This is a genomic window from Pseudoduganella sp. GW821-FHT05F09 (genome assembly GCF_059419605.1).
This window is the reverse complement of the sequence record NZ_JBWKSD010000010.1, coordinates 108,322-127,234: the sequence shown is the minus strand read 5'-3', so window position 1 is coordinate 127,234 and position 18,913 is coordinate 108,322. Positions and strand designations below refer to the sequence as shown.

The 18,913-nt window shown below is 62.3% G+C and carries 17 protein-coding genes; 9 read left to right on the top strand and 8 right to left on the bottom strand.

Annotation, left to right across the window (positions count from 1 at the left end):
• Positions 1 to 23 precede the first annotated feature (23 nt).
• A complete protein-coding gene (locus AC07S4_RS26910) occupies positions 24 to 662 on the bottom strand; it encodes an NAD(P)H-dependent oxidoreductase (protein ID WP_132137567.1) in 639 nt (212 codons plus the stop codon).
• A gap of 150 nt (positions 663 to 812) precedes the next feature.
• Between AC07S4_RS26910 and AC07S4_RS26905 the strand changes: the two genes are divergently transcribed.
• The 4 genes from AC07S4_RS26905 (at position 813) to AC07S4_RS26890 (ending at position 4,507) form a co-directional block, all read left to right on the top strand.
• Entirely contained in the window at positions 813 to 1,004 is a 192-nt protein-coding gene (locus AC07S4_RS26905) for a hypothetical protein (protein ID WP_494989526.1), read from the top strand.
• 168 nt (positions 1,005 to 1,172) lie between these two features.
• The gene (locus AC07S4_RS26900) at positions 1,173 to 3,404 is read left to right on the top strand and encodes a protein kinase domain-containing protein (protein WP_494989525.1); all 2,232 of its coding nucleotides are present in this window, start codon (positions 1,173 to 1,175) and stop codon (positions 3,402 to 3,404) included.
• Complete coding sequence (locus AC07S4_RS26895; protein WP_494989524.1) at positions 3,404 to 3,922, top strand: hypothetical protein; 519 nt, start codon at positions 3,404 to 3,406, stop codon at positions 3,920 to 3,922. Before AC07S4_RS26900 ends, AC07S4_RS26895 begins: the two co-directional genes overlap by 1 nt.
• A 423-nt stretch (positions 3,923 to 4,345) precedes the next feature.
• The gene (locus tag AC07S4_RS26890; RefSeq protein ID WP_494989523.1) at positions 4,346 to 4,507 is read left to right on the top strand and encodes a hypothetical protein; all 162 of its coding nucleotides are present in this window, start codon (positions 4,346 to 4,348) and stop codon (positions 4,505 to 4,507) included.
• A 3-nt stretch (positions 4,508 to 4,510) separates the two neighbouring features.
• Here AC07S4_RS26890 and AC07S4_RS26885 read toward each other — a convergent pair whose 3' ends face one another.
• Positions 4,511 to 6,127, bottom strand: coding sequence for a sigma-54-dependent transcriptional regulator (locus AC07S4_RS26885; protein ID WP_494989522.1), 1,617 nt, complete (start codon positions 6,125 to 6,127; stop codon positions 4,511 to 4,513).
• A 176-nt stretch (positions 6,128 to 6,303) separates the two neighbouring features.
• On the opposite strand from AC07S4_RS26885, the gene AC07S4_RS26880 reads away from it, so the two are divergent.
• Together AC07S4_RS26880 and AC07S4_RS26875 are read left to right on the top strand one after the other, a co-directional pair.
• Entirely contained in the window at positions 6,304 to 8,028 is a 1,725-nt protein-coding gene (locus AC07S4_RS26880; RefSeq protein WP_494989521.1) for a flavin monoamine oxidase family protein, read from the top strand.
• Positions 8,029 to 8,036: 8 nt separating this feature from the next.
• The gene (locus tag AC07S4_RS26875) at positions 8,037 to 8,549 is read left to right on the top strand and encodes a M61 family metallopeptidase (protein WP_494989520.1); all 513 of its coding nucleotides are present in this window, start codon (positions 8,037 to 8,039) and stop codon (positions 8,547 to 8,549) included.
• A 4-nt stretch (positions 8,550 to 8,553) separates the two neighbouring features.
• Here the strand turns inward: AC07S4_RS26875 and AC07S4_RS26870 are convergent, their stop codons facing one another.
• On the bottom strand, positions 8,554 to 8,802 hold the full coding sequence (locus AC07S4_RS26870; RefSeq protein ID WP_161075407.1) for a DUF3297 family protein: 249 nt from the start codon (positions 8,800 to 8,802) through the stop codon (positions 8,554 to 8,556).
• Between the two features lie 16 nt (positions 8,803 to 8,818).
• On the bottom strand, positions 8,819 to 9,733 hold the full coding sequence (locus tag AC07S4_RS26865) for a TraB/GumN family protein (RefSeq protein WP_494989519.1): 915 nt from the start codon (positions 9,731 to 9,733) through the stop codon (positions 8,819 to 8,821).
• Between the two features lie 106 nt (positions 9,734 to 9,839).
• Between AC07S4_RS26865 and AC07S4_RS26860 the strand changes: the two genes are divergently transcribed.
• From AC07S4_RS26860 to msrA, 3 genes are all read left to right on the top strand, one after another.
• Complete coding sequence (locus tag AC07S4_RS26860; RefSeq protein WP_494989518.1) at positions 9,840 to 10,670, top strand: CAP domain-containing protein; 831 nt, start codon at positions 9,840 to 9,842, stop codon at positions 10,668 to 10,670.
• Between the two features lie 212 nt (positions 10,671 to 10,882).
• Positions 10,883 to 14,575 carry a TonB-dependent receptor gene (locus AC07S4_RS26855; protein ID WP_494989517.1) on the top strand — a complete coding sequence of 1,231 codons (3,693 nt, stop codon included), beginning with the start codon at positions 10,883 to 10,885 and terminating at the stop codon, positions 14,573 to 14,575.
• A gap of 106 nt (positions 14,576 to 14,681) precedes the next feature.
• Positions 14,682 to 15,188 (top strand): peptide-methionine (S)-S-oxide reductase MsrA, encoded by a 507-nt coding sequence (msrA, locus tag AC07S4_RS26850; protein WP_494989516.1) that lies wholly within the window; start codon positions 14,682 to 14,684, stop codon positions 15,186 to 15,188.
• Between the two features lie 2 nt (positions 15,189 to 15,190).
• Here the strand turns inward: msrA and AC07S4_RS26845 are convergent, their stop codons facing one another.
• From AC07S4_RS26845 to frc, 4 genes are all read right to left on the bottom strand, one after another.
• Entirely contained in the window at positions 15,191 to 15,406 is a 216-nt protein-coding gene (locus tag AC07S4_RS26845; RefSeq protein ID WP_494989515.1) for a hypothetical protein, read from the bottom strand.
• 87 nt (positions 15,407 to 15,493) lie between these two features.
• Positions 15,494 to 16,987, bottom strand: coding sequence for an extracellular catalytic domain type 2 short-chain-length polyhydroxyalkanoate depolymerase (locus AC07S4_RS26840; protein ID WP_494989514.1), 1,494 nt, complete (start codon positions 16,985 to 16,987; stop codon positions 15,494 to 15,496).
• Positions 16,988 to 17,152: 165 nt separating this feature from the next.
• On the bottom strand, positions 17,153 to 17,593 hold the full coding sequence (locus AC07S4_RS26835; protein ID WP_494989513.1) for a PAS domain-containing protein: 441 nt from the start codon (positions 17,591 to 17,593) through the stop codon (positions 17,153 to 17,155).
• 64 nt (positions 17,594 to 17,657) lie between these two features.
• Entirely contained in the window at positions 17,658 to 18,911 is a 1,254-nt protein-coding gene (frc, locus tag AC07S4_RS26830; RefSeq protein WP_494989512.1) for a formyl-CoA transferase, read from the bottom strand.
• Positions 18,912 to 18,913 lie beyond the last annotated feature (2 nt).

Sequence of the window (18,913 nt, the reverse complement as noted above, 5' to 3'; positions counted from 1 at the left end):
GGCTTAGACCCCGGCTTAGGCGCTTACTTCAGTTCGGTGATGAACTGCTCGCGCGGGCGGCGGACCTTTTTCAGGTTGACCAGCCAGTCGCCGTCGCCGGCGCGGTAGCCCAGCGGCAGCATCACCACCGAGCGCAGGCCGCGTTCGCGCAGCTTCAGGATCTCGTCCACTTTGGCTGGATCAAAGCCTTCCATCGGCACCGAATCCACCTGCTCTTGCGCGGCGGCGATCAGCGCCGTGCCCACGCCGATGTAGGCCTGGCGCGCTGCGTGCGCGTAGTTGGTCTCGGCGTCGCGCTGAGGGTAGGTGTTGAGCAGCTGCTGGCGATAGGCTTCCCAGCCTTCGTTCTTGATACCACGCTCTTCGTTCACCAGGTCGAACATCTGGTTGATGCGCTCGGCCGTGTAGTTGTCCCAGGCGGCAAACACCAGCAGGTGCGAGCAGTCCGTCACCTGGCCCTGGTTCCACGCATGCGGCTTGATCTGCTCGCGCAGTTCCGGATTGGTGACCACGAATACTTCATACGGCTGCAGGCCGCTGGAACTGGCCGTCAAGCGCACCGCTTCCAGGATGCGATCAACTTTTTCTTGCGGAACCACCTTGGCGGGTTCCATTTTCTTGGTGGCGTAGCGCCATTTCAGTACTTCGAGCAGATCGGACATGGGAACTTTCTTGTTGGTTAATCTAGCCCCCATATTTAGCCAGTCCCAGCCATTTCAAGTCTGTTCAGCAATGAAGTGTTGATTTGCCTGGCATGCATCCTGCATTACCCCTGTCGGCGCTGTTGCCTTTGTATGTAACCGAGGTGGGAAATGAACACTGAAATAGTCCGCAAGACCGTCACCACTGCCCTGGTGGCCGGAGCTATCCTGGCGCTGGCGCCTGCTGCCCACGCAGCAGCTACGCGTGCCGAAAAGAACGACCGCCCCTCCTGGCTGCTCGGTGCGCTGAGCATCGCTGTTGCCATCGCCGTGCGACGCAAGACTGTCAACACTGACGTGTAAAGCAACCGCCGCAAGGCGGTTTTTTACATGAAAATTGACATTCAGCCCCGTAATCATTCCCTAAGTACAATATTTCACTAGCGAAGCTGCGTCCGCTATGCGAGACTCACATATCTGCTATTGAAAGGCGGTTCGGCAACGCAAGCGCCGTGCCGTCCACGGAAAGATATGGAAAACCAAGCCGCCGAAGTCACCAGCCCGCCGCCAGACGTACCGCAGTTTCAGCACTATCAAATTCTGGCCCGCCTGGGTGCTGGCGGCCACGGCGAGGTGTACGAAGGCTGGGACAGCCGGCTGCGCCGCAAGGTAGCCATCAAGCGCCACCGCGCGCTCGACCCGCTGCGCGACCCGGCCAGCTTGGTCAAGGAAGCGCGCATGACGGCGTCGCTGCACCACCCGGCGTTCGCACAGATCTACTCGATTGAGCAGGACGACGAGGGCTGGGCCATCGTCATGGAGCTGATCGCCGGCCAGACCTGGCGCCAGCTGGCGCAGGACAAGGAACATCCGCTCGACCTGCCCACCGTGCTCGCCTGGATGGGCCAGCTGGCCGTGGCCATGGAAGCGGCGCACGAGTCCGGCCTGATCCACGGCGACCTGAAACCGTCCAACCTGATGCTGGACCCGTCCGGCAAAGTCCGCATCCTCGACCTCGGCCTGGCCTTCCACGACGACGCGCAAGCCACCACTTCGGTGATGCAGCTGGAGCAGCAAGGCACCATCGCCTACATGGCACCCGAAGTGCTGCTCGGCGCCGCGCCGGGCCGGCAGTCGGACATCTATGCCATGGGCGTGATCCTGTTCGAACTGGCCACCGGCGCCCGTCCTTTCGGCAACATGAGCGGCTTGGCCCTGGCTGCGGCGCAGATGCAGTCGAGTTCCAACGACTGGACGTTCCCGGATATGCTGCCGGAAGAAATAGTCCAGCTGATCCGCGCCATGACAGCCCGCCGTTTGGACCAGCGCCTGGCAACCATGCAACAAGTCGCCCAACGCACTACTAAATGCACAGAACAACTGACACATAGCACTGCAGCAACGTCAACAGGAACCTCGACTGGTCTTGGGCGGCGCAGCAGGCAGGGATTGGTCAGCCGTATTCAAAGGCAGCTCCACTCACGGCGCGGGATAATTATCGGCACTACTGCGACAATACTAATGCTCGCAGCTGGAGGCTGGCTATTTGTATCTGGCACCCCATTTTTCACAACCACGACTCCCAGCTTCTCCAAAGCCCAGGCTATTTCTCGCGCACTGACGACGCTACAACAATTTTCTCAACCCGACCGCTTGGACGAAGCAGCAAAGAACTTCAGTGCCGTCTTGGAAGCGGATCCAAACAATGCCGCTGCAGTGGCCGGCATGGCGCTGGTCTACAACTTCCGCTATGCCAACGATCAACAAGATGAAACTTGGCTACAACGCGCCGCCGCGAGCGCACAGCAGGCATTGAAGCTGGACAGTCAACTGGCACTAAGTCATGCTGCCCAAGCCGTAGTACTCCTCAAACAAGGAAAATCCGAAGAGGCACTGGCTGAGTGCGAGCGCGCCTTGGCACTAGAGCCAGGTCATTTCTTTGCAACGCTTAATAAAGCAACCGTACTAACCAAACTACGCAGGTACGAAGAGGCACAACAATGGACCGAACAGGCAATACAGCGTCAGCCAGGCGAACCGGCGTTTGCCAATACACTAGGAACTCTTTTTTATGAGCAAGGCAACTACGCCAGTGCCGAAAAAGCATTCCGCCGCAGTATAGAACTGCAACCAGATTCACCACTACCTTACGCCAATTTGAATGCCGCCTTACAGCGCCAGGATCGCCGGGACGAGGGCTTACAGGTCCTGCAACAAGGATTACAAGTACGACCAAATGGCGGACTGTACGCATCCTTGGGCACGGCACTATTCCTGCGCGGAGACTATGTCGGTGCCGCCGACGCCTATCAGCGCTCCGTCACTCCTCCGATAGGCAATCCGAATCACTATCTGCGTTGGGCTAATTTGGGAGATACATTGCTGTGGATACCCGGCCGTTCCGCACAGGCGCGTGAGGCTTACCAGAAAGCATTAACCCTCTTGACGCCTCTCCTGCAACGCGCGCCCAAAGACGCAACCTTAATGTCCCGCATGGGATTATTTTCTGCGCGCGCTGGGGAAAACGAGCGCAGCATGGAACTGCTGAAAACGGCAACATCTCTAGCACCAAATAGCCCTGATATTCAATTTCGCGCCGGGCTGGCATACGAATTGCTTGGAAAGCGAGAACTTGCGCTCAGTAATATCGCGCGAGCAAAACAAAATGGCTATCCCGTGAGCGCTATCGAATCTGAGCCGGATTTGGTGGAATTACGCAGGGATCCGCGCTACTTGTCCCCCCAACCGAATGGAGTTAAGTAATGAGAAATGTCCTTCTGACAGCAATCTTTGATATAGACCAAGACTCTCAGCTACTGAGCTGGGCGTTTACCGTGGATGGCAAGCCCATCTCCGGTCAAGGAGTAGAAACGGGACTCTTGGCATTCCAGAAAGACGACAAGTTGAGCGTGACTGTTATCGCCACGAGCGAACAAGATCCGCTGGGCAGCGTCCATATCGATGGCTGCCATTTGATTACCATTCCACGTGCGTTTACTAAACGTGAAAATCCTGAGCGAGCCGGCGAGTTCCCTGAACCATCGCCGTTTAACGAGTACGGTGCTGTTGTAGATCTCGGTAGCGGCGAATGTGAAGGATTTGGCAAAACCACTGCAAAACAGTGGCAATCGAATGTTCCAATGCAGTGTGACAATATTGGTCGCTGGGAGATGTCTTTCGTAATAACGACCACCATAGTCCGAAACCAAGGTGGGCTGGCCACAAGCGAACAACGAGTTTTCGCATTCGACCCAGAATTCGAAGTCGGAAACGGTGTCTAACGTTAAGTCCACAGGATCTGAACAAGTGTCTTAGGCATTGGTAAAGATAGAGCGGTACAGCTGCAGGCAGGTGGCGCATTGTACCGCTCAACTTCGGAGATTCAAGTAAAAACCTAAGCAACTTCGAGCACTTAGAAGTAACGCTGCAGCGCCTCTGATGGCGTTTTAAGCTGCGCGGCGCACGGCCAACAGCACCTTCAAAGGCTGCCAGCATGCTGCTCAGTTCTAATTCAGCGACTCGCTCGGGTCGCCGGATCTGCTGACGTTCATCCAGCACCACATTCGTGACCGAACGGGACTGCAACCATGTAGCCATCGGAATTCGATAGCGTAGCCGCCAATAACGATGACAATGTGTGTATTTCCTTAGCGCAAAACGCTGTATGATGTTGTGTTCCTACTTATCAATTTTAAGGACTCAATATGCAAAACACACAACACGAATCCATTTTCTCCAGCATTCGCAAAGTCTTTGCTGGCGAAACGTCGGCAAAAAATATTGCGCCTGAAATGCGCCCACTGACGGAAGACGAATTGCGCGCAGTTGCGGGCGGCCCTGAACTCGAAGTTGGTAACGGCACCTAATCCCTACGCAATGCCAAGCGCCCCGAGGTAGCGCCTCAGCGCCTCGGCAGGCGTTTTAAGCTGCGCGGCGCAGCGGTCGACGGCGCCGTCGCAGGCCGTCAGCGCGCTGCGCAGTTCTTCTTCGGCAATCCGCTCGGGTCGCCGGATCTGCGGATGTTCATCCAGCAGCTTGTACATGGTCGGCCGCGAGATCCCCAGCGATTGCGCGGCGCTCAGGATGCGCCAGCCGTTGCCGTCCATTGCGGCCAACACTTCCGCGTGATCCGGCATCGCGCGCCGTCCGCGCTTGGCTTCCGCTGGCGCCGCTGAACCATTCCCGGCCGGGCTGGCGCCGCCATTGCTTGCCGCCCCCTGCCCCACCCGTCCTTGCCCGCCGCGATACGCGCCCGCTTCCGCAGCATTATCGTCGCCCTGCGCGGCCGCAGCAGCAGCCAGCCGGGCTGCGCTGCCCTGCGGCGCCGCCACGCTGCGCGTCAGCGCGGTCAGCAGCGGCACCTCGCCCATGCGCACCGACAGCAGCGCGCGCCGCACCACCTGCGCCAGCTGGCGCACATTGCCCGGCCAGTCGTAGCAGGCGCAGTCGCTCACCAGGGCAAACGGGAATTCCTCCGGCGCCGCGCCGCCTTCGGCCAGGAAGTGCTGGATCAGCACGCCGATGTCTTCGCGCCGCTCGCGCAGCGGCGTCATTGGAATCACATAGCTTTCCAGGCGCCGCAGCAGCGCGTGGTTGAAGGCGCCGCCGTACAGGTCCTGGTCGGTGGCGGCGATCAGGCGCGCGCTGCTGTGGCGGTCGCCCGCCGCGCCCACGGGCCGGTAGTCGCCGCTTTCCAGCACGCGCAGCAGCATGGGCTGCACCACGGCCGGGGTGTTGCCGATTTCATCCAGGAACAGGGTGGCGCCGTCGGCCTCGCCGAACAGGCCCACGCGCACGGTCTGCGCGCCGGTATAAGCACCTTTGGCGGCGCCGAACAGCTCCACCGCCGCCAGCGATTCGTTCAGCGTGGCCATGTTCACCGCCACCAGCGGCGCTGCCGCGCGCGGCCCCATGGCGTGGATGGCGCGCGCCGCCACTTCCTTGCCGCTGCCGGTTTCGCCCAGCAGCAGCACCGGCATATTGGTCTGCGCCGCCGCGCGCACCTGCTCGCGCATCATGATGGCGGCGCTGCCCACGCCCAGCAGGCCCTTCACCGGGTTGTTGCGCGGCAGCGAGGTGGCCCAGTGCAGGCACAGCAGCACGGCGCGGCCCAGGCCCAGCACGGCGCCCTCGGCCACGCGCTCGGCGCCCAGCTGCTGCGCGCCGCACACTTCCTCGCCGTCCAGCTCCACGATCATGCGGCTGTCCGGCGGCATGATGACCACGCCGCCGTCTGGCGTGCGCGCGATGCGCAGCGGCTGGCGCGAGATGCCGCCGTAGCCGAGCGGCAGCCTGTCCTTGCCGGGGCGGCTGAACATGGGCATGAAGCGGCCCAGCTCGATCACGCCGTCGCCGCTGCCGTCCAGATACTGTTCGCCGATTCGCGCCGGGTCCGGATGCCACAACACCGTCAGCGCCAGCACCGGCCCGCCCGTCACTTCCGCGTCGCGCAGTGGGGATGTCAGCGTGTAATCGGAATCGTTCAAGCCTGCAGCCAAAGTTCTCTCCTAGTGTAAATGACAATGTAAAGCCCGCCGCTTGACATGTCAATTAACGGAATGAAAGGGTTGCAATATGCAAATCAGGTCAGTTTGTCCATATTGCGTGCAGGCATGGGGATTGCTATTGACATCCAGTAATGATGAATTGCAGGAGCAGCAACATGAAAACACGTAGCGAACTGACCAATCTGCCACTGAACAGCACTTATCAGGACGGCCTGTGCACCGAGCTCGCCATCATCGGCGGCGGCGCTGCTGGATTGTACAGTGCGTGGCGCATGGTGGCCGATGGCGACTTGCCCGGCTCCCAGGTGCAGCTGTTTGAAATGGACGACCGCATCGGCGGCCGCCTGGAATCGGTCACCCTGCCGGGCATGGACGTGGTGGGCGAGCTGGGCGGCATGCGCTATATGGCTTCGCAAAGCATCATCGCCACGCTGGTCGAGCAGGTGTTCAGCCCAACGCTGCAAAGCGTGCCCTTCCCCATGGGCGACAACGCGCATCTGTTCGCCTTCCTGCGCAAGCAGTACCTGCGCGCGGACGCCTGGCAGCGCGCCCAGGCGCGCGGCGACCGCCAGCTCACACGCTACATGCTGAACGAGGGCGACATCGGCTACAGCGCGGACCAGCTGTTCAACAAGGTAGTGTACGAGGTGCTGACCGCCGACCCGTGGTTCAACGCGCGCTACGCGGACAAGGTGAAGCACTTCGGCGCCTACGACTACACCTTCCTGCTCAGCGCCGAGGACTGGAGCCGCATCAAGCCGCAGCTGCGCTACTGCTTCGCCGGCCCCTACCAGGACGTGCTCGTGAACGAGCTGGGCTTCTGGAACATGCTGAAGGACCGCGTGGGCCAGGAGGGCTACAATTTCCTGGCCGACGCCGGCGGCTACTACTCCAACACCATCAACTGGAACGCAGCCGAGGCGCTGCCCTATATGGTGGGCGACTTCTCCAATGCCGGCACCGCCTACAAGACCATCGCCGGCGGCTACGACGGCATCGCCTACGCCCTGGCGGACGCCTACCTGGCCGCGCCGGGCGCCTGCATCTGGCGCGAGAACCAGCTGCTGGGCTTCACCCGCTCCAGCAAGCCGGGCTACCGCTACACCCTGCACTTCCTGAACCGTCCGGGCCGCGCGCCGTGGGCGGTGCACGCCAACAGCGTGGTGCTGGCCATGCCGCGCCGCGCGCTGGAACTGCTAGCGCAGGACAGCTTCTTCTTCCGCAACGACGAGCTGCAGCGCAACCTGGCCGCCGTGATCCCCGAGCCGTCCTACAAGATACTGATGGGCTTCGAGCAGCCCTGGTGGCAGCAGAGCTTTGGCGCGCAGGCCGGCCATTCCATCACCGACCTGCCGCTGCGCCAGTGCTACTACTTCGGCGCCGACCCGTCCAACAGCCATTCGCTGCTGCTGGGCAGCTACAACGACATGCGCGCCACCCCGTTCTGGCAGGTGCTGGCGCGCCATCCCGAGCGCTTCCAGCCGCGCGCCACGGCGCTGGTGGCGCCCGCCGAGCTGCAAGGCCTGCAGAACGTGCAGGCGCCGCAGCGCATGGTCAACGAAGTGATGAAGGAGCTGCGCGAGCTGCACGGCAGCGGCGTGAGCATTCCGCAGCCCTATGTCACCTGGTTTAAGGACTGGTCGGCCGACCCCTACGGCGGCGGCTACCACGCCTGGCAGGCGGGCTACGCGGTGGACCGCGTGATGCCCTTCATGCGCAAGCCGGACCGCGCCGAAGCGGTCCACATCGTGGGCGAGGCCTATTCGGACCAGCAGGGCTGGGTGGAAGGCGCCTTCTGCACCGCCGAGCGCATGCTGGAGGAGCATTTCGGCCTGCGCCGCCCGCAATGGCTGGACCCGGCCTACCACCTGGGCTACTGAGGATGCGCATGCAGCCGGTCTATCAGGTGGAACTGGACCCCGGGCTCCTGGAACTGCGCGTGCAGCTGCACATTGCCGGGCTCACGCCGCGCGAAACCACGCTGCTGGCCCCGGGCCTGGCGCCGGGCGACTACGATTTTGAGCGTTTCAGCCGCGCCGTGCGCGAGGTGCGCGCCTTCGATCCCGCCAGCGGCACGGCCATCGAAATCCACCGCCACGGCTGGTCGTGCTACACGGCACAGCAGCGTTCGAATGCGCTGGGCTTGTCCTACCGCATGGCCGCGCTGCGGCTGGAGTCCAATTCGATTGTGCTCGGGGGAAATTACCTGCGTGTGGCGCCGCACGACGGGCCTTGCCGGGTGCGCTATGCGGCGCCAGAAGGCTGGGCCGTGCGCCATCCCGCCGGCGCGCGCGAGCTCGGCGGCAATCAGTGGGAATATTGGGATTACGACCAGCTGCTGGGCACGCCAGTGTGGTTCGAGGAAGAACGCCACGCGCTGACTGCGCACGTGGCCAGGTGAGACATTACTTGTAAAACGCTTCGACCTTGCCGGTCAGTTTAATCAGCATGGGGCGGCCCTTGCGGTCCAGCGACTTGCCGGCGGCAACTTTGATCCAGCCTTCGCTGATGCAGTACTCTTCGACGTCCAGACGCTCTTTGTCGTTGAACTTGATGCCGATGTCGTGCTGCAGCACTGGCAGGTGGTGGTGTGGGCTTTTCGGATCAACCGACAGGCGGTCCGGCAGTGGTGGTGGGGTGGTGGTATCGTTCATGGGCGTCAATTATCCACTAGAAAGCCGATCCAGACAACGGCTGCGCTGGCGCAGCCACCCGCTCCACCTTCACGCCCCGCGCGGCCAGCAGCGCCAGTACGCTGTCCTTGCCCAGCAGATGCGCGGCGCCAACGGACACCAGCGCGCCGTCGCCGTTTTTCAGCATGGCGTAGCATTTTTCAGCCATCCGCTTGTTACGCTCCGGGCCCAGCGCCAGCATGAACTTGTCGCTGCCGGGCACCGCATCTTCTTTTGTCAAGTTCGCCGCCATGCCGGCCTCGTCGGCCTGTTCCCACAGCTTAATCGAGTCCGTAAAGGTCGACAGCACGGTCCCGTCTTCGAAGCCACCCAGCATGGCGCTAAGCGCTACCGCCTGCTGCTCGGGCGAGACTTTGGCAAAGATGGCGGCCTGATCCTCGGTACGCTCCAGCCCGTACACAGGCAATCCGCGCTGCTTCGCCAGCTTGAGCAATTGCGCATCCGGATTGAATTTGCTGTCGTAACCCTTGAGTTCCAGTTCTTTGGCCGTCAGCAAGGCAACCAGCATAAAGGTGTTCATATGCCGCGCCACAAACGCGGAAATCCCGTGCTTGCGCAATGCCCGATCAAGCCGGGCCTGATCTGTTTCCGACAGCAATTTCAAGGCCGGCGCGTCGCTAAAACTCACGCTTTGCCATAACAACCCCGTCAAGCCGCTTTTGTCGTCCGGGTGGATTTCCAGGGAAAGCGACGTCGCCCGAGCCATAGCCTGGTTCAGCGTGCTATCAAGTTTGCTGTTCTGCTGATTGACCAAATGGGCCGTGCCATATAGCAGCATCGTATTCCCGTCGAGCGTGGCCCGGAACAGCAAGCCACGGCTATCGGCTATGGCCGAAGACATCATTATGGCGAACAGCAGTGCGGCATGAACCAGGGACGGGATGTAACGCATAGGCGCCTTAATATGGAGTCAGAAGGATGTTGTAATATTGTTTATGTTCTCCGATTATCCACCAGAAAGCCGATCCGGGCTACGGGCGGCGCTGTATGCAAGCGCCATGCTTGCCGCCCTGGCCGCCCCCACTATTGCGGCGGCCACGGCGCCGGGCGTACCGCAGCCGGCACTGCTTGGCCTGATCAACAGCTATCGCGCCCAGCCGCAACGCTGCGGTGATATGCCCGCATCCCCGATGGCGCCGATGGCATCGCCCCCGGCCCTGTCACGTGTACGGCTGGGCACCGGCGCTTTCATCGAACTGGCGCTGGAGCGGGCCGGTTTCCCGGTCGAGCATGCTGCAGTCATTTATGTCGTTAACGCCGCTGACGCCCACGCCGCCATGGCCGTACTGCGTGAAAAATACTGCCACCAGCTGCTCAGCACGCAGTTCTCCGCCGTGGGCGCCGCCCGCGACGGCGATACCTGGCAGGTGGTGCTGGCCGAACCGCAGCATCCCATTCCACTGCCCGATGCGGACTTGGCAGCCTTGGCTGCTCTGGCGGCAAGCAATGCCGCGCGCGCCGCACCCCGGCTGTGCGGGGACCGTCTGTTCGCAGCGGCGCCGCCCCTGTCGCTCAATCCGGCGCTGGCCAAGGCGGCCCTGGCGCACAGCGGTGACATGGCGTCCAAGCACTACTTCAGCCACCAGGCCCGCGACGGAAGCTATGTGGCGGACCGCGTGCAACGCGCTGGCTACGCCTGGCGCATCGTCGGCGAAAACATCGCTTCCGGCATCAACACCGCCGAGGAAGCGGTGTCAGGCTGGCTGGAAAGCCCCGGCCATTGCGCCAACATCATGAATCCCACGTTCACCGAAATGGGCGCGGCTTATTCCCTCAATACCGGCCGGCGGCTTATGTACTGGACCCAGGTACTGGCTGCACCCCGCTAAGCAGCTTGCCGATCAAACAATCAATCTGCTGATTGAATGCTTGCCGCTATGCCCTTCCGATATAGCAATTCCCCGATTCGATATAGCTAAATCCTACAAAAACAACAATCTTAATCAATAGGGTGATTATTTCCTGAGCGACAAACACACATTCAAACTCCAACAATAAACTCAGTTCGCAATTAATAATTCCTCAAAGGGAGACGGAGAGAATGCACATCATCGCAAACGGCCAGCTTCGGCCAAAACGTTTGAGCTACGCCATTGCTCTGGCACTTGCCAGCAACATGGCCATCGCACAGGAAGCACCGAAAGCGGCCGACGCGCCGGCCAAAGACCCAGTGGTCCAAAAAGTTGTGGTCAGCAGCACCCGGGCTTCGCAGCAAAGCAGCATTGACCGCAAAAAGAACGCGGCCACCGCACAGGATTCCATCGTAGCCGAAGACGTCGGCGCCCTGCCTGACCGTAACATCGGTGAAGCCATTTCCCGTATCGCCGGTATTGCACTGGACCGAGGCGACTTCGGCGAGGGCGTGAGCGTGGCCGTGCGCGGCAACTCCGCCGACCTGACCCGCGTCGAGATCGACGGCCAGGGCGTGCAAGCAGGCGGCGGTACCGACCTGAACGGCGGCGGCAGCGGCCGCGGCGTGGAATTCCGCGAAATGTCGTCCGACCTGATCAAGAGCGTGGACGTGGTCAAAGGCTCCACCGCCGACATGACCGAAGGCTCGCTGGGCGGCGGCATCATCATCAAGACCCGCACCGGCCTGGACTTCAAGAAACCATTCTTTTCGCTGCGCGTAGCCGCAGCACAGAACTCGCTGAACGAGAAATGGACGCCGGACACCAACCTGATCCTGGCCAACAAGTTCTTCGATGACCGCCTGGGCGTCATTTTGAACGTGTCCACCTCGCAGGCCCGCAACGAGGGCCACTCGGCCCAGGTTGCCACCAGTGCCAACCAAGGCTACGCGCGCGCTGTCGACTTCGACAACTCGCCGGAAAAGACCTTCAAGTTCAATCCAAGCACCGTGTCCACCACGGACCCGCTGTCCACCACCACTTTGCTGGCCAGCCCGCTGACCGCAGGCGGCTTCTTCAACGCCGCCACCCCGCTGGACCTGGTGACGCGTTCGGCCAACGCCAACTCGAAGGCCGACTGCTACGCGGCCTTCCCCAACCTGACCACCGCGCAGCAGAACGCTATCAACGGCACCACTGCCCGCAACGCCGCCATCGTCCAGCGCGGCAATGAACTGCTGACCTGCCTGAACCAGTGGAACGACTACACGCCGTCGCTGGTGCGCTACCTGGAAAAATCGCAGGTCGACAAACGCCGCTCCGGCGACCTGCGCCTGGACTTCAAGGTCAACAATGAGCTGACCGTGTACGCCAAGGGCAGCATTCAGCGCCGCAAGGTAGACGACAACTTCCTGACCTACAATCTGGGCGGCCTGACCACCAATGCGGCCAGCACCGCCACGCCAGCCTACTCCGGCGCCACCTTCAGCGACACCACCGGCTCGCGTGTTGCCATTCCGGGTTCCGGCTACTATACCTACGACACGCCTAGCTTCCGAAGCAACCTGTTCCCGATCGCCGGTACTGCGGTCAACGTAGATCCGCGCTCGGTGACGGTGGACGCAAACCACCACGTGACCAAGTTCACTATCAGCGACGGCAACGTCGGCGTGGACCAGATTCACAACACCATCGAGACGAGCAGCACCTATCTCCAGACCGGCGGTACCTACCGCAACGGCCCGCTGCTGGCGGAATTCTTCATTGGTAACGCCAAGTCCGACTTCTCGCGCGGCGACAAGCGTACCTCGTGGAGCTACAACTACGGCCCGGCCACGCTGGAAGTACTGCCAAACGGCCTGTGGACCCATACCTTCCCGCAGGGCAGCACCTTCGACTCGTCCAACCCAGCCAACTTCGCCGTAGCGCGGCCCGCAGTCGCGGCGCTGGCGGCGGTAAATGCGTCAGCCACCCAGCCAACCGCTATCCCGGCTTACACGATCAACCAGCAGCCGCTTCTGACCCAGGCGCCGTCGCTGCAGTTCACGCCGCGCCTGAACGAAGGCGGCGAACGCACTGCCAAGGTGGACTTAACCTATGCGCTGAACGACCAAGTGCCCTTCCTGTCGCGCATCAAGACCGGTATCAACCTGCGCGACACCTTCGGCGAAAGCTGGGTACCGAACGGCGACTACGTGATCAAAGCGCCGGTAGGCACTTTTGGAACGGCGGCCTACATACCCGGCGTCTACATGCCGCAGACCATCGTCCGCTCGTCCTTCGTCGGCTGCGAAAACACCGCCGGCTCCCTGGGCGCTGGCGGCGCCGCGTGCAAATACGGCTACAACCCGAGCGTCAATCCCAGCACCACCAGCTCGGGCCAACTCGTGATGACGCAGAAGCAGTTCCTGGACATCCTGACGCAGTCCATGACCACGCCAACCACCACCTTCTTCAACGGCGCCAAAGACCGTCCTTCCAATCTGCTGAACGGCTGGACCCAGATCGACGTGGAAAAAGTGTTCGCCCTGACCGGTGTGCCTAACGTCAATTATGATTGCGTGAAAGAGTGCCTGGCCAGCGACGGCAAGGTTTACAAAAAGCCGTCCAACAAGTTCGACGAGAAAGTGCGCTCCGGCTATCTGATGACCGATTTCACCATCGATCACGTGCCCGGCACCACCAAGGCGCTGCCGTTCAACCTGGAACTGGAAGGCAATTTCGGCTATCGCATTGTCAACACCAAAGTATCCGGCACTGGCAACCTTGGCCTCCAGACCATCCAGAAATCGCCTTCGTTTAATCCGTCCAACCCGGACGCGGCCGGCGGCATCATCACCAACACGCTGATCGTTCCGACCACGCTGAACGCCAGCACCACGGACTACATGCCATCGCTGAACCTGGCGCTGTGGGCCATTCCGGACCAGGTCGTGCTGCGCTACAACCGCGCCAAGACCGTGGCTCGCCCACCGGTCACCAGCCTGTTGCCAGCCGGTACTTGCACCTACGACGAGCGCAAGATCGACACGCTGACCGGTACTGAACTGGACCAGACTTGCACCGGCACCATGGGCAATCCGGCGCTGCGCCCGCAGACCAACTGGAACCAGAACTTCTCGCTCGAGTGGTACCCTAACCGCGACACCACGTTCAACGCGTCCTACTTCCATCAGAAGGGCATCATTGGACCGAACGAACCGGTAAGCCGCAGCAACGTCCAGCTGTTCTCAGGCACCGAACTGGTCGACCCGGTCACCGGCAAATCGCTGGGCGACCTGGATTTCAACTATCGCACCTACGACAACGGCGTGGCAACTACCCGCAAGGGCGTGGAGTTCCAAGGCAAGACCGCGTTCACCTTCCTGCCTTCGGTCCTGAAGTACACCGGCCTGGACGCGAACTACACCAAGCTGCGCTCGGCTGTTTCGGCAGTCAATGTGGTAGACCTGATCACCGGCACGCCGCTGCCGCCGGCCCGCGAGTCGAAGTACTCGTACAATGCCGCGCTGTGGTATGACGATGGTGCGTTCTCGGCACGCGTAGCGCTGCAGTTCGTGGCGCAGCAGTTCACCTGTATCGCCGCCTGCGGCGCCAACACGGTGAACAACTATCCGAGCTCGCCGGGCGTCACCCGTAACACGATCGCCCCGTTCAACCCGGGTTCGCCTAACTTCAAGGACTCGACCCGCTTCATCGACGCCAAGATCGCCTACCGTTTCGCCAACGGCATCGAGATCTTCGCCGAAGGCCGCAACCTGGGCAAAGCGACCACCTCCAACAGCCAGGGCCCGTACACCCCGTTCGCGGACGGTACGCCTAACCTGCTGGACTACGCTTACGCTGGCCGCCGCATCATGATCGGCATGACGATCCGCAACTAAGTTCGTCTGCAGTTCCATAGCTGTCCCTGCAACCCGGCCTCGCGCCGGGTTGTTTTTTTGCATTGTGGCTATACTTATGCTGCCTAAACACTGCAAAGGAACTGGCATGAGCACTACTACTGAAACCGCGCTGCTGGCAGGCGGCTGCTTCTGGGGCATGCAGGATTTATTGCGCCGCTATCCGGGCGTGCTGAAAACGCGCGTGGGCTATTCGGGCGGCGATGTGCCGAACGCCACCTACCGCAACCACGGCACGCATGCCGAGGCGATTGAAATCGTGTTCGATCCGGCCGTGATCAGCTACCGCAAGATCCTGGAATTCTTCTTCCAGATCCACGACCCGACCACCCGCAATCGCCAGGGCAACGACCTGGGCACCAGCTACCGCTCGGCCATCTTCTACACCAGCGCCGAACAGCAGCGCGTGGCGGAAGACACCATCGCCGACGTGAACGCCTCGGGCCTGTGGCCGGGCAAGGCGGTGACCGAGCTGGCGCCGGCCGGCCCGTTCTGGGAAGCCGAGCCGGAGCACCAGGACTACCTGGAGCGCCTGCCGCACGGCTACACCTGCCACTTCATCCGCCCGGACTGGAAGCTGCCCGCCCGGGCCTAATCCTACTGTTCCGGCATGCCGCGCAGATGCTCGATATCGGCCACTGCGCATTTCCAGCTCGCCTCGTCGCCCAGTGCGGCGAGCGAGTCCAGCGGCAGTTCGATTTCTTTCAGCACCTTGCCGGACAGCGAAATCCGGTAGCGCAGGCTGCTGTATTCAACGTCGTAAGTCTTGCGCAGGCCTTGCTGCCTGACATAGCTTTCGTGTGACATGGCCATGATGGTCTCCCAAAGTAAGTCAATTTTTCATGCGGGCTGACAAGTACAGCTTAGCAAAGATCGGCTGCCGGCGTCGCCAGCGAGCCATCAGGGGCAAGCGCCGATGATGTAGTAGCCGGGCGCCGTCTGCGCCAGCGTGCTGGTAAAGAAAATGTTGTACAGGCCCATGTTCCGGTTCGAGCCCTTGGCCAGCGCATAGCCGCCGCTGTTGATGGCGCGGCCCGCCGTCACGTGCGCGTAATTGCTGGCCGTGGTGGCGCTGCACACATGGCCGGACGCGCTGGTGGTGGCACTGACCGGAGTGGATTCCGCCCCGGCAGCGCCGCCCGCGTCCAGCGCCCGCACGGTGTAGCTGTAGGTGGTGCCGGCGGCCAGGCCGGTATCGGTATAGGCCGCCGCCGTTACCGGACCGGCGTTGACCTTGCCGCCGCCGCGGTACACATTGTAGCCAGCCGCGCCGGCCACGCTGCTCCAGGCCAGCGACACGCTGCTGCTGCTCACGCTGTTTACGGCCAGCCCGGCCGGCGCCGGCAGCGATCCTTCGCCGCCTCCCCCGCCCGCGCCTGCCGCCACGCGGTCCACCATGGCCTTGATGGCGGCCATCTGGCGTCCGCTTTTCTTAGCGTAGTTGGCGTCGTCATAGCCCCACCAGTCCCAGCAGCCGTTCGGATTGCCTGCGCTGCTGGGTGCGGTCTGCGGATACAGCACGATGATGTTGTTGCTGTCGGCCCAGCGGTTGTAGCCGGTGTTGCGGTAGTACTTGTCCTGGATCTTGGTCGGGTCCTGCTGGCAGCCGTGCACCACCACGTGCAGCTTGCATTGCTGCCGGCTGCCGCAGCTGGCCGGCACATAGGCCCAGCCGCTGGCCGCCATGCCATGCGCGGCGGGACTGGCAATGAACTCGGCCTGGTTGAACTCCACAAAACTGCCGCCCAGCGTGCCGGCGTTGCGGGCGTTCAGCGGGCCGTATATCCATTGCAGGATATTCCCCGCCAGGTCGAAATTGCAGTTGTTGATATAGGGGCTGGCCTTGGTGCTGCAGCCGCTGCCGAAGTAGTCCGTCACCATGGCGTGCTCGGACGCCAGATTATTTTTATAGAAGATATTGGCGCTGGCGATGTAGTTCTTGTAGTAGCTGTTCGCCTCGTTCATCACCAGCTGCTTGACGGTGCTGTCTATGGTGCCGGAGTACAGATAGACCTTGGAGCCGGCCAGGTTGCTCGTCGGGTCGATCAGGCCCTGGCTGGCCCAGCTGTTGGTGGTGGACACCAGCGTCGCCGTGGCGGGCTTGCTGAAGCTGCTGGCCGCCATGCAGGGGCCGGTGGCGGTGCCGACCGAGCCCTGCGCGCAGTAGTATGGCCCGCCGGCGACTATGCCCGCGCCGGCCTTGAAGGTGGCCGAAAACGCCACATGCAGTTGCACGGCCATAAAGCCGCCCGAGGACAGGCCGGACACCGAGGTCTGGGCAATATCCACGTTATACGAGGGAAGCGGCACCGGCGCGGCCAGCGCCGATCCATGAGCCCCGGCGGCAAGCAGAGCAATGCCGAGCAGGCGGGAATACGCTGCAGAGTTTGTCATTGAAAGTCTCCTTTTCTCGACCTGCGGCGGCAGGCGCCGCGCAGCCCCATGGGGAACGCAGCCCCGAGGGGAAAGCCGATAGTAATAGGATTTTCAATGCAGGCGGCGCACACACCCGCGCTACAGCGCTACCCAGCACAAGCCCAGCGCGGACCCGCTGGCGTATCAGGCCGGTGCGGCCGTTGCTGCCGCCGCTTCCAGTTGCGCCACGCGGATGCGCAGTTGGCGCTCTTCGGCCCAGCGCACGGTTTCGTCGCGGATGACGGCGACGATGGCGGTGACCTTGCGCGCGTCGTCGAACAGCATGGCCACCGTGAACGCGATCGACAGCGTGCGCCCCTCCTTGTGCAGCGCCGGCACGCGCAGCACATCGTTGCCGTAGCGGGTCTCGCCGGTGGACATGGATTTGTTGTAGCCGTCCCAGTGCCGCTGCCGCTGCCGCTCGGGGATGATCAGGTCGAGCGACTGGCCCAGCGCGTCCTCGCGCGTAAAGCCGAACATGCGCACCGCCGCGTCGTTCCAGACGGTGATGGCCCCGCCCGCATCGCACACCACCACCGCGTCGCCTATGCCTTCCACCAGTTGCTGGTAATCCTTGGCTTCCATTGCTGTCTCCCAAAATGAACGGGGGCGGAATGCATCCGCCCCCGGATTAGCCTCTAAGGCAAGCTTACACGGCCGACGCGGCGTGCAGCGCGGCGATTTCCTTCGAGCTGTAGCCCAGCGTTTCCAGCACTTCGTTGGTGTGCTCGCCCAGCAGCGGCGAACCGGTGATTTCCACCTTCAAGTCGGAGAACTTGATCGGGCTGCCCACGGTCAGGTATTTGCCGCGCTCCTTGTGGTCCACTTCGGTGATGGTGCCGCTGGCGCGCAGCGACTCGTCGTTGGCCAGCTCCTTCATCGTCATCACCGGCGCGCACGGAATGTCGAACTTGCGCAGGATGTTCACGGCTTCGAACTTGGTCTTGTCGGCCAGCCAGGTTTCAATGGTGGCGAAGATGTCGAAGATCTTGTCCTGGCGCGCCGAGGCGGTCATATAGGCAGGATCTTCTATCCACTCCGGCTTGCCGATGGCGCGGCAGATCGGCGCCCAGGCGTGGCCCTGGATGGTGAAGTAGATGTAGGCGTTGGGGTCGGTTTCCCAGCCTTTGCACTTGAGCACCCAGCCCGGCTGGCCGCCGCCGCCCGCGTTGCCGCCGCGCGGCACCACGTCGCTGAACTTGCCGTGCGGGTATTGCGGATATTCTTCCAGGTAGCCGATGCGGTCCAGGCGCTGCTGGTCGCGCAGCTTCACGCGGCACAGGTTGAGCACACTGTCCTGCATGGACACGGCCACCTTCTGGCCTTTGCCGCCGTTGCGGTTGCGCGCGTGCAGCGCGGTCAGGATGCCGATGGCCAGGTGCATGCCGGTGTTGCTGTCGCCCAGGGCGGCCGCGCTCACGGTTGGCGGGCCGTCGTCGAAGCCGGTGGTGGAGGCCGCGCCGCCCGCGCACTGCGCCACGTTCTCGTACACTTTCAGGTCTTCGTAGTGGTGGCCGTCGCTGAAGCCCTTGACCGACGCCACGATCATGCCCGGATTGAGTTCGCGGATATGCTCCCAGGTGAAGCCCATGCGGTCCAGCGCGCCGGGGCCGAAGTTTTCCACCAGCACGTCCGACTGCTTGATCAGGCGGGTCAGCACTTCCTTGCCCTCGGGCGTCTTGGTGTCCAGCGTCAGCGACTTCTTATTGCTGTTCAACATGGTGAAGTACAGCGCGTCCACGCCTGGAATGTCGCGCAGCTGCGAGCGCGTCACGTCGCCGGCGCCGGGGCGCTCGACCTTGATCACATCGGCGCCATACCAGGCCAGCAGCTGGGTGCATGCCGGGCCGGCCTGCACGTGGGTGAAGTCGATGATCTTGATGCCTTCTAATGGTTTGGTCATTT

Bases quoted from the DNA above. Each gene is read 5' to 3' on its own strand.
- AC07S4_RS26910 (WP_132137567.1), bottom strand. From the start codon at position 662: ATGTCCGATCTGCTCGAAGTACTGAAATGGCGCTACGCCACCAAGAAA.
- AC07S4_RS26905 (WP_494989526.1), top strand. From the start codon at position 813: ATGAACACTGAAATAGTCCGCAAGACCGTCACCACTGCCCTGGTGGCC.
- AC07S4_RS26900 (WP_494989525.1), top strand. From the start codon at position 1,173: ATGGAAAACCAAGCCGCCGAAGTCACCAGCCCGCCGCCAGACGTACCG.
- AC07S4_RS26895 (WP_494989524.1), top strand. From the start codon at position 3,404: ATGAGAAATGTCCTTCTGACAGCAATCTTTGATATAGACCAAGACTCT.
- AC07S4_RS26890 (WP_494989523.1), top strand. From the start codon at position 4,346: ATGCAAAACACACAACACGAATCCATTTTCTCCAGCATTCGCAAAGTC.
- AC07S4_RS26880 (WP_494989521.1), top strand. From the start codon at position 6,304: ATGAAAACACGTAGCGAACTGACCAATCTGCCACTGAACAGCACTTAT.
- AC07S4_RS26875 (WP_494989520.1), top strand. From the start codon at position 8,037: ATGCAGCCGGTCTATCAGGTGGAACTGGACCCCGGGCTCCTGGAACTG.
- AC07S4_RS26870 (WP_161075407.1), bottom strand. From the start codon at position 8,802: ATGAACGATACCACCACCCCACCACCACTGCCGGACCGCCTGTCGGTT.
- AC07S4_RS26865 (WP_494989519.1), bottom strand. From the start codon at position 9,733: ATGCGTTACATCCCGTCCCTGGTTCATGCCGCACTGCTGTTCGCCATA.
- AC07S4_RS26860 (WP_494989518.1), top strand. From the start codon at position 9,840: ATGCTTGCCGCCCTGGCCGCCCCCACTATTGCGGCGGCCACGGCGCCG.
- AC07S4_RS26855 (WP_494989517.1), top strand. From the start codon at position 10,883: ATGCACATCATCGCAAACGGCCAGCTTCGGCCAAAACGTTTGAGCTAC.
- msrA (WP_494989516.1), top strand. From the start codon at position 14,682: ATGAGCACTACTACTGAAACCGCGCTGCTGGCAGGCGGCTGCTTCTGG.
- AC07S4_RS26845 (WP_494989515.1), bottom strand. From the start codon at position 15,406: ATGGCCATGTCACACGAAAGCTATGTCAGGCAGCAAGGCCTGCGCAAG.
- AC07S4_RS26840 (WP_494989514.1), bottom strand. From the start codon at position 16,987: ATGACAAACTCTGCAGCGTATTCCCGCCTGCTCGGCATTGCTCTGCTT.
- AC07S4_RS26835 (WP_494989513.1), bottom strand. From the start codon at position 17,593: ATGGAAGCCAAGGATTACCAGCAACTGGTGGAAGGCATAGGCGACGCG.
- frc (WP_494989512.1), bottom strand. From the start codon at position 18,911: ATGACCAAACCATTAGAAGGCATCAAGATCATCGACTTCACCCACGTG.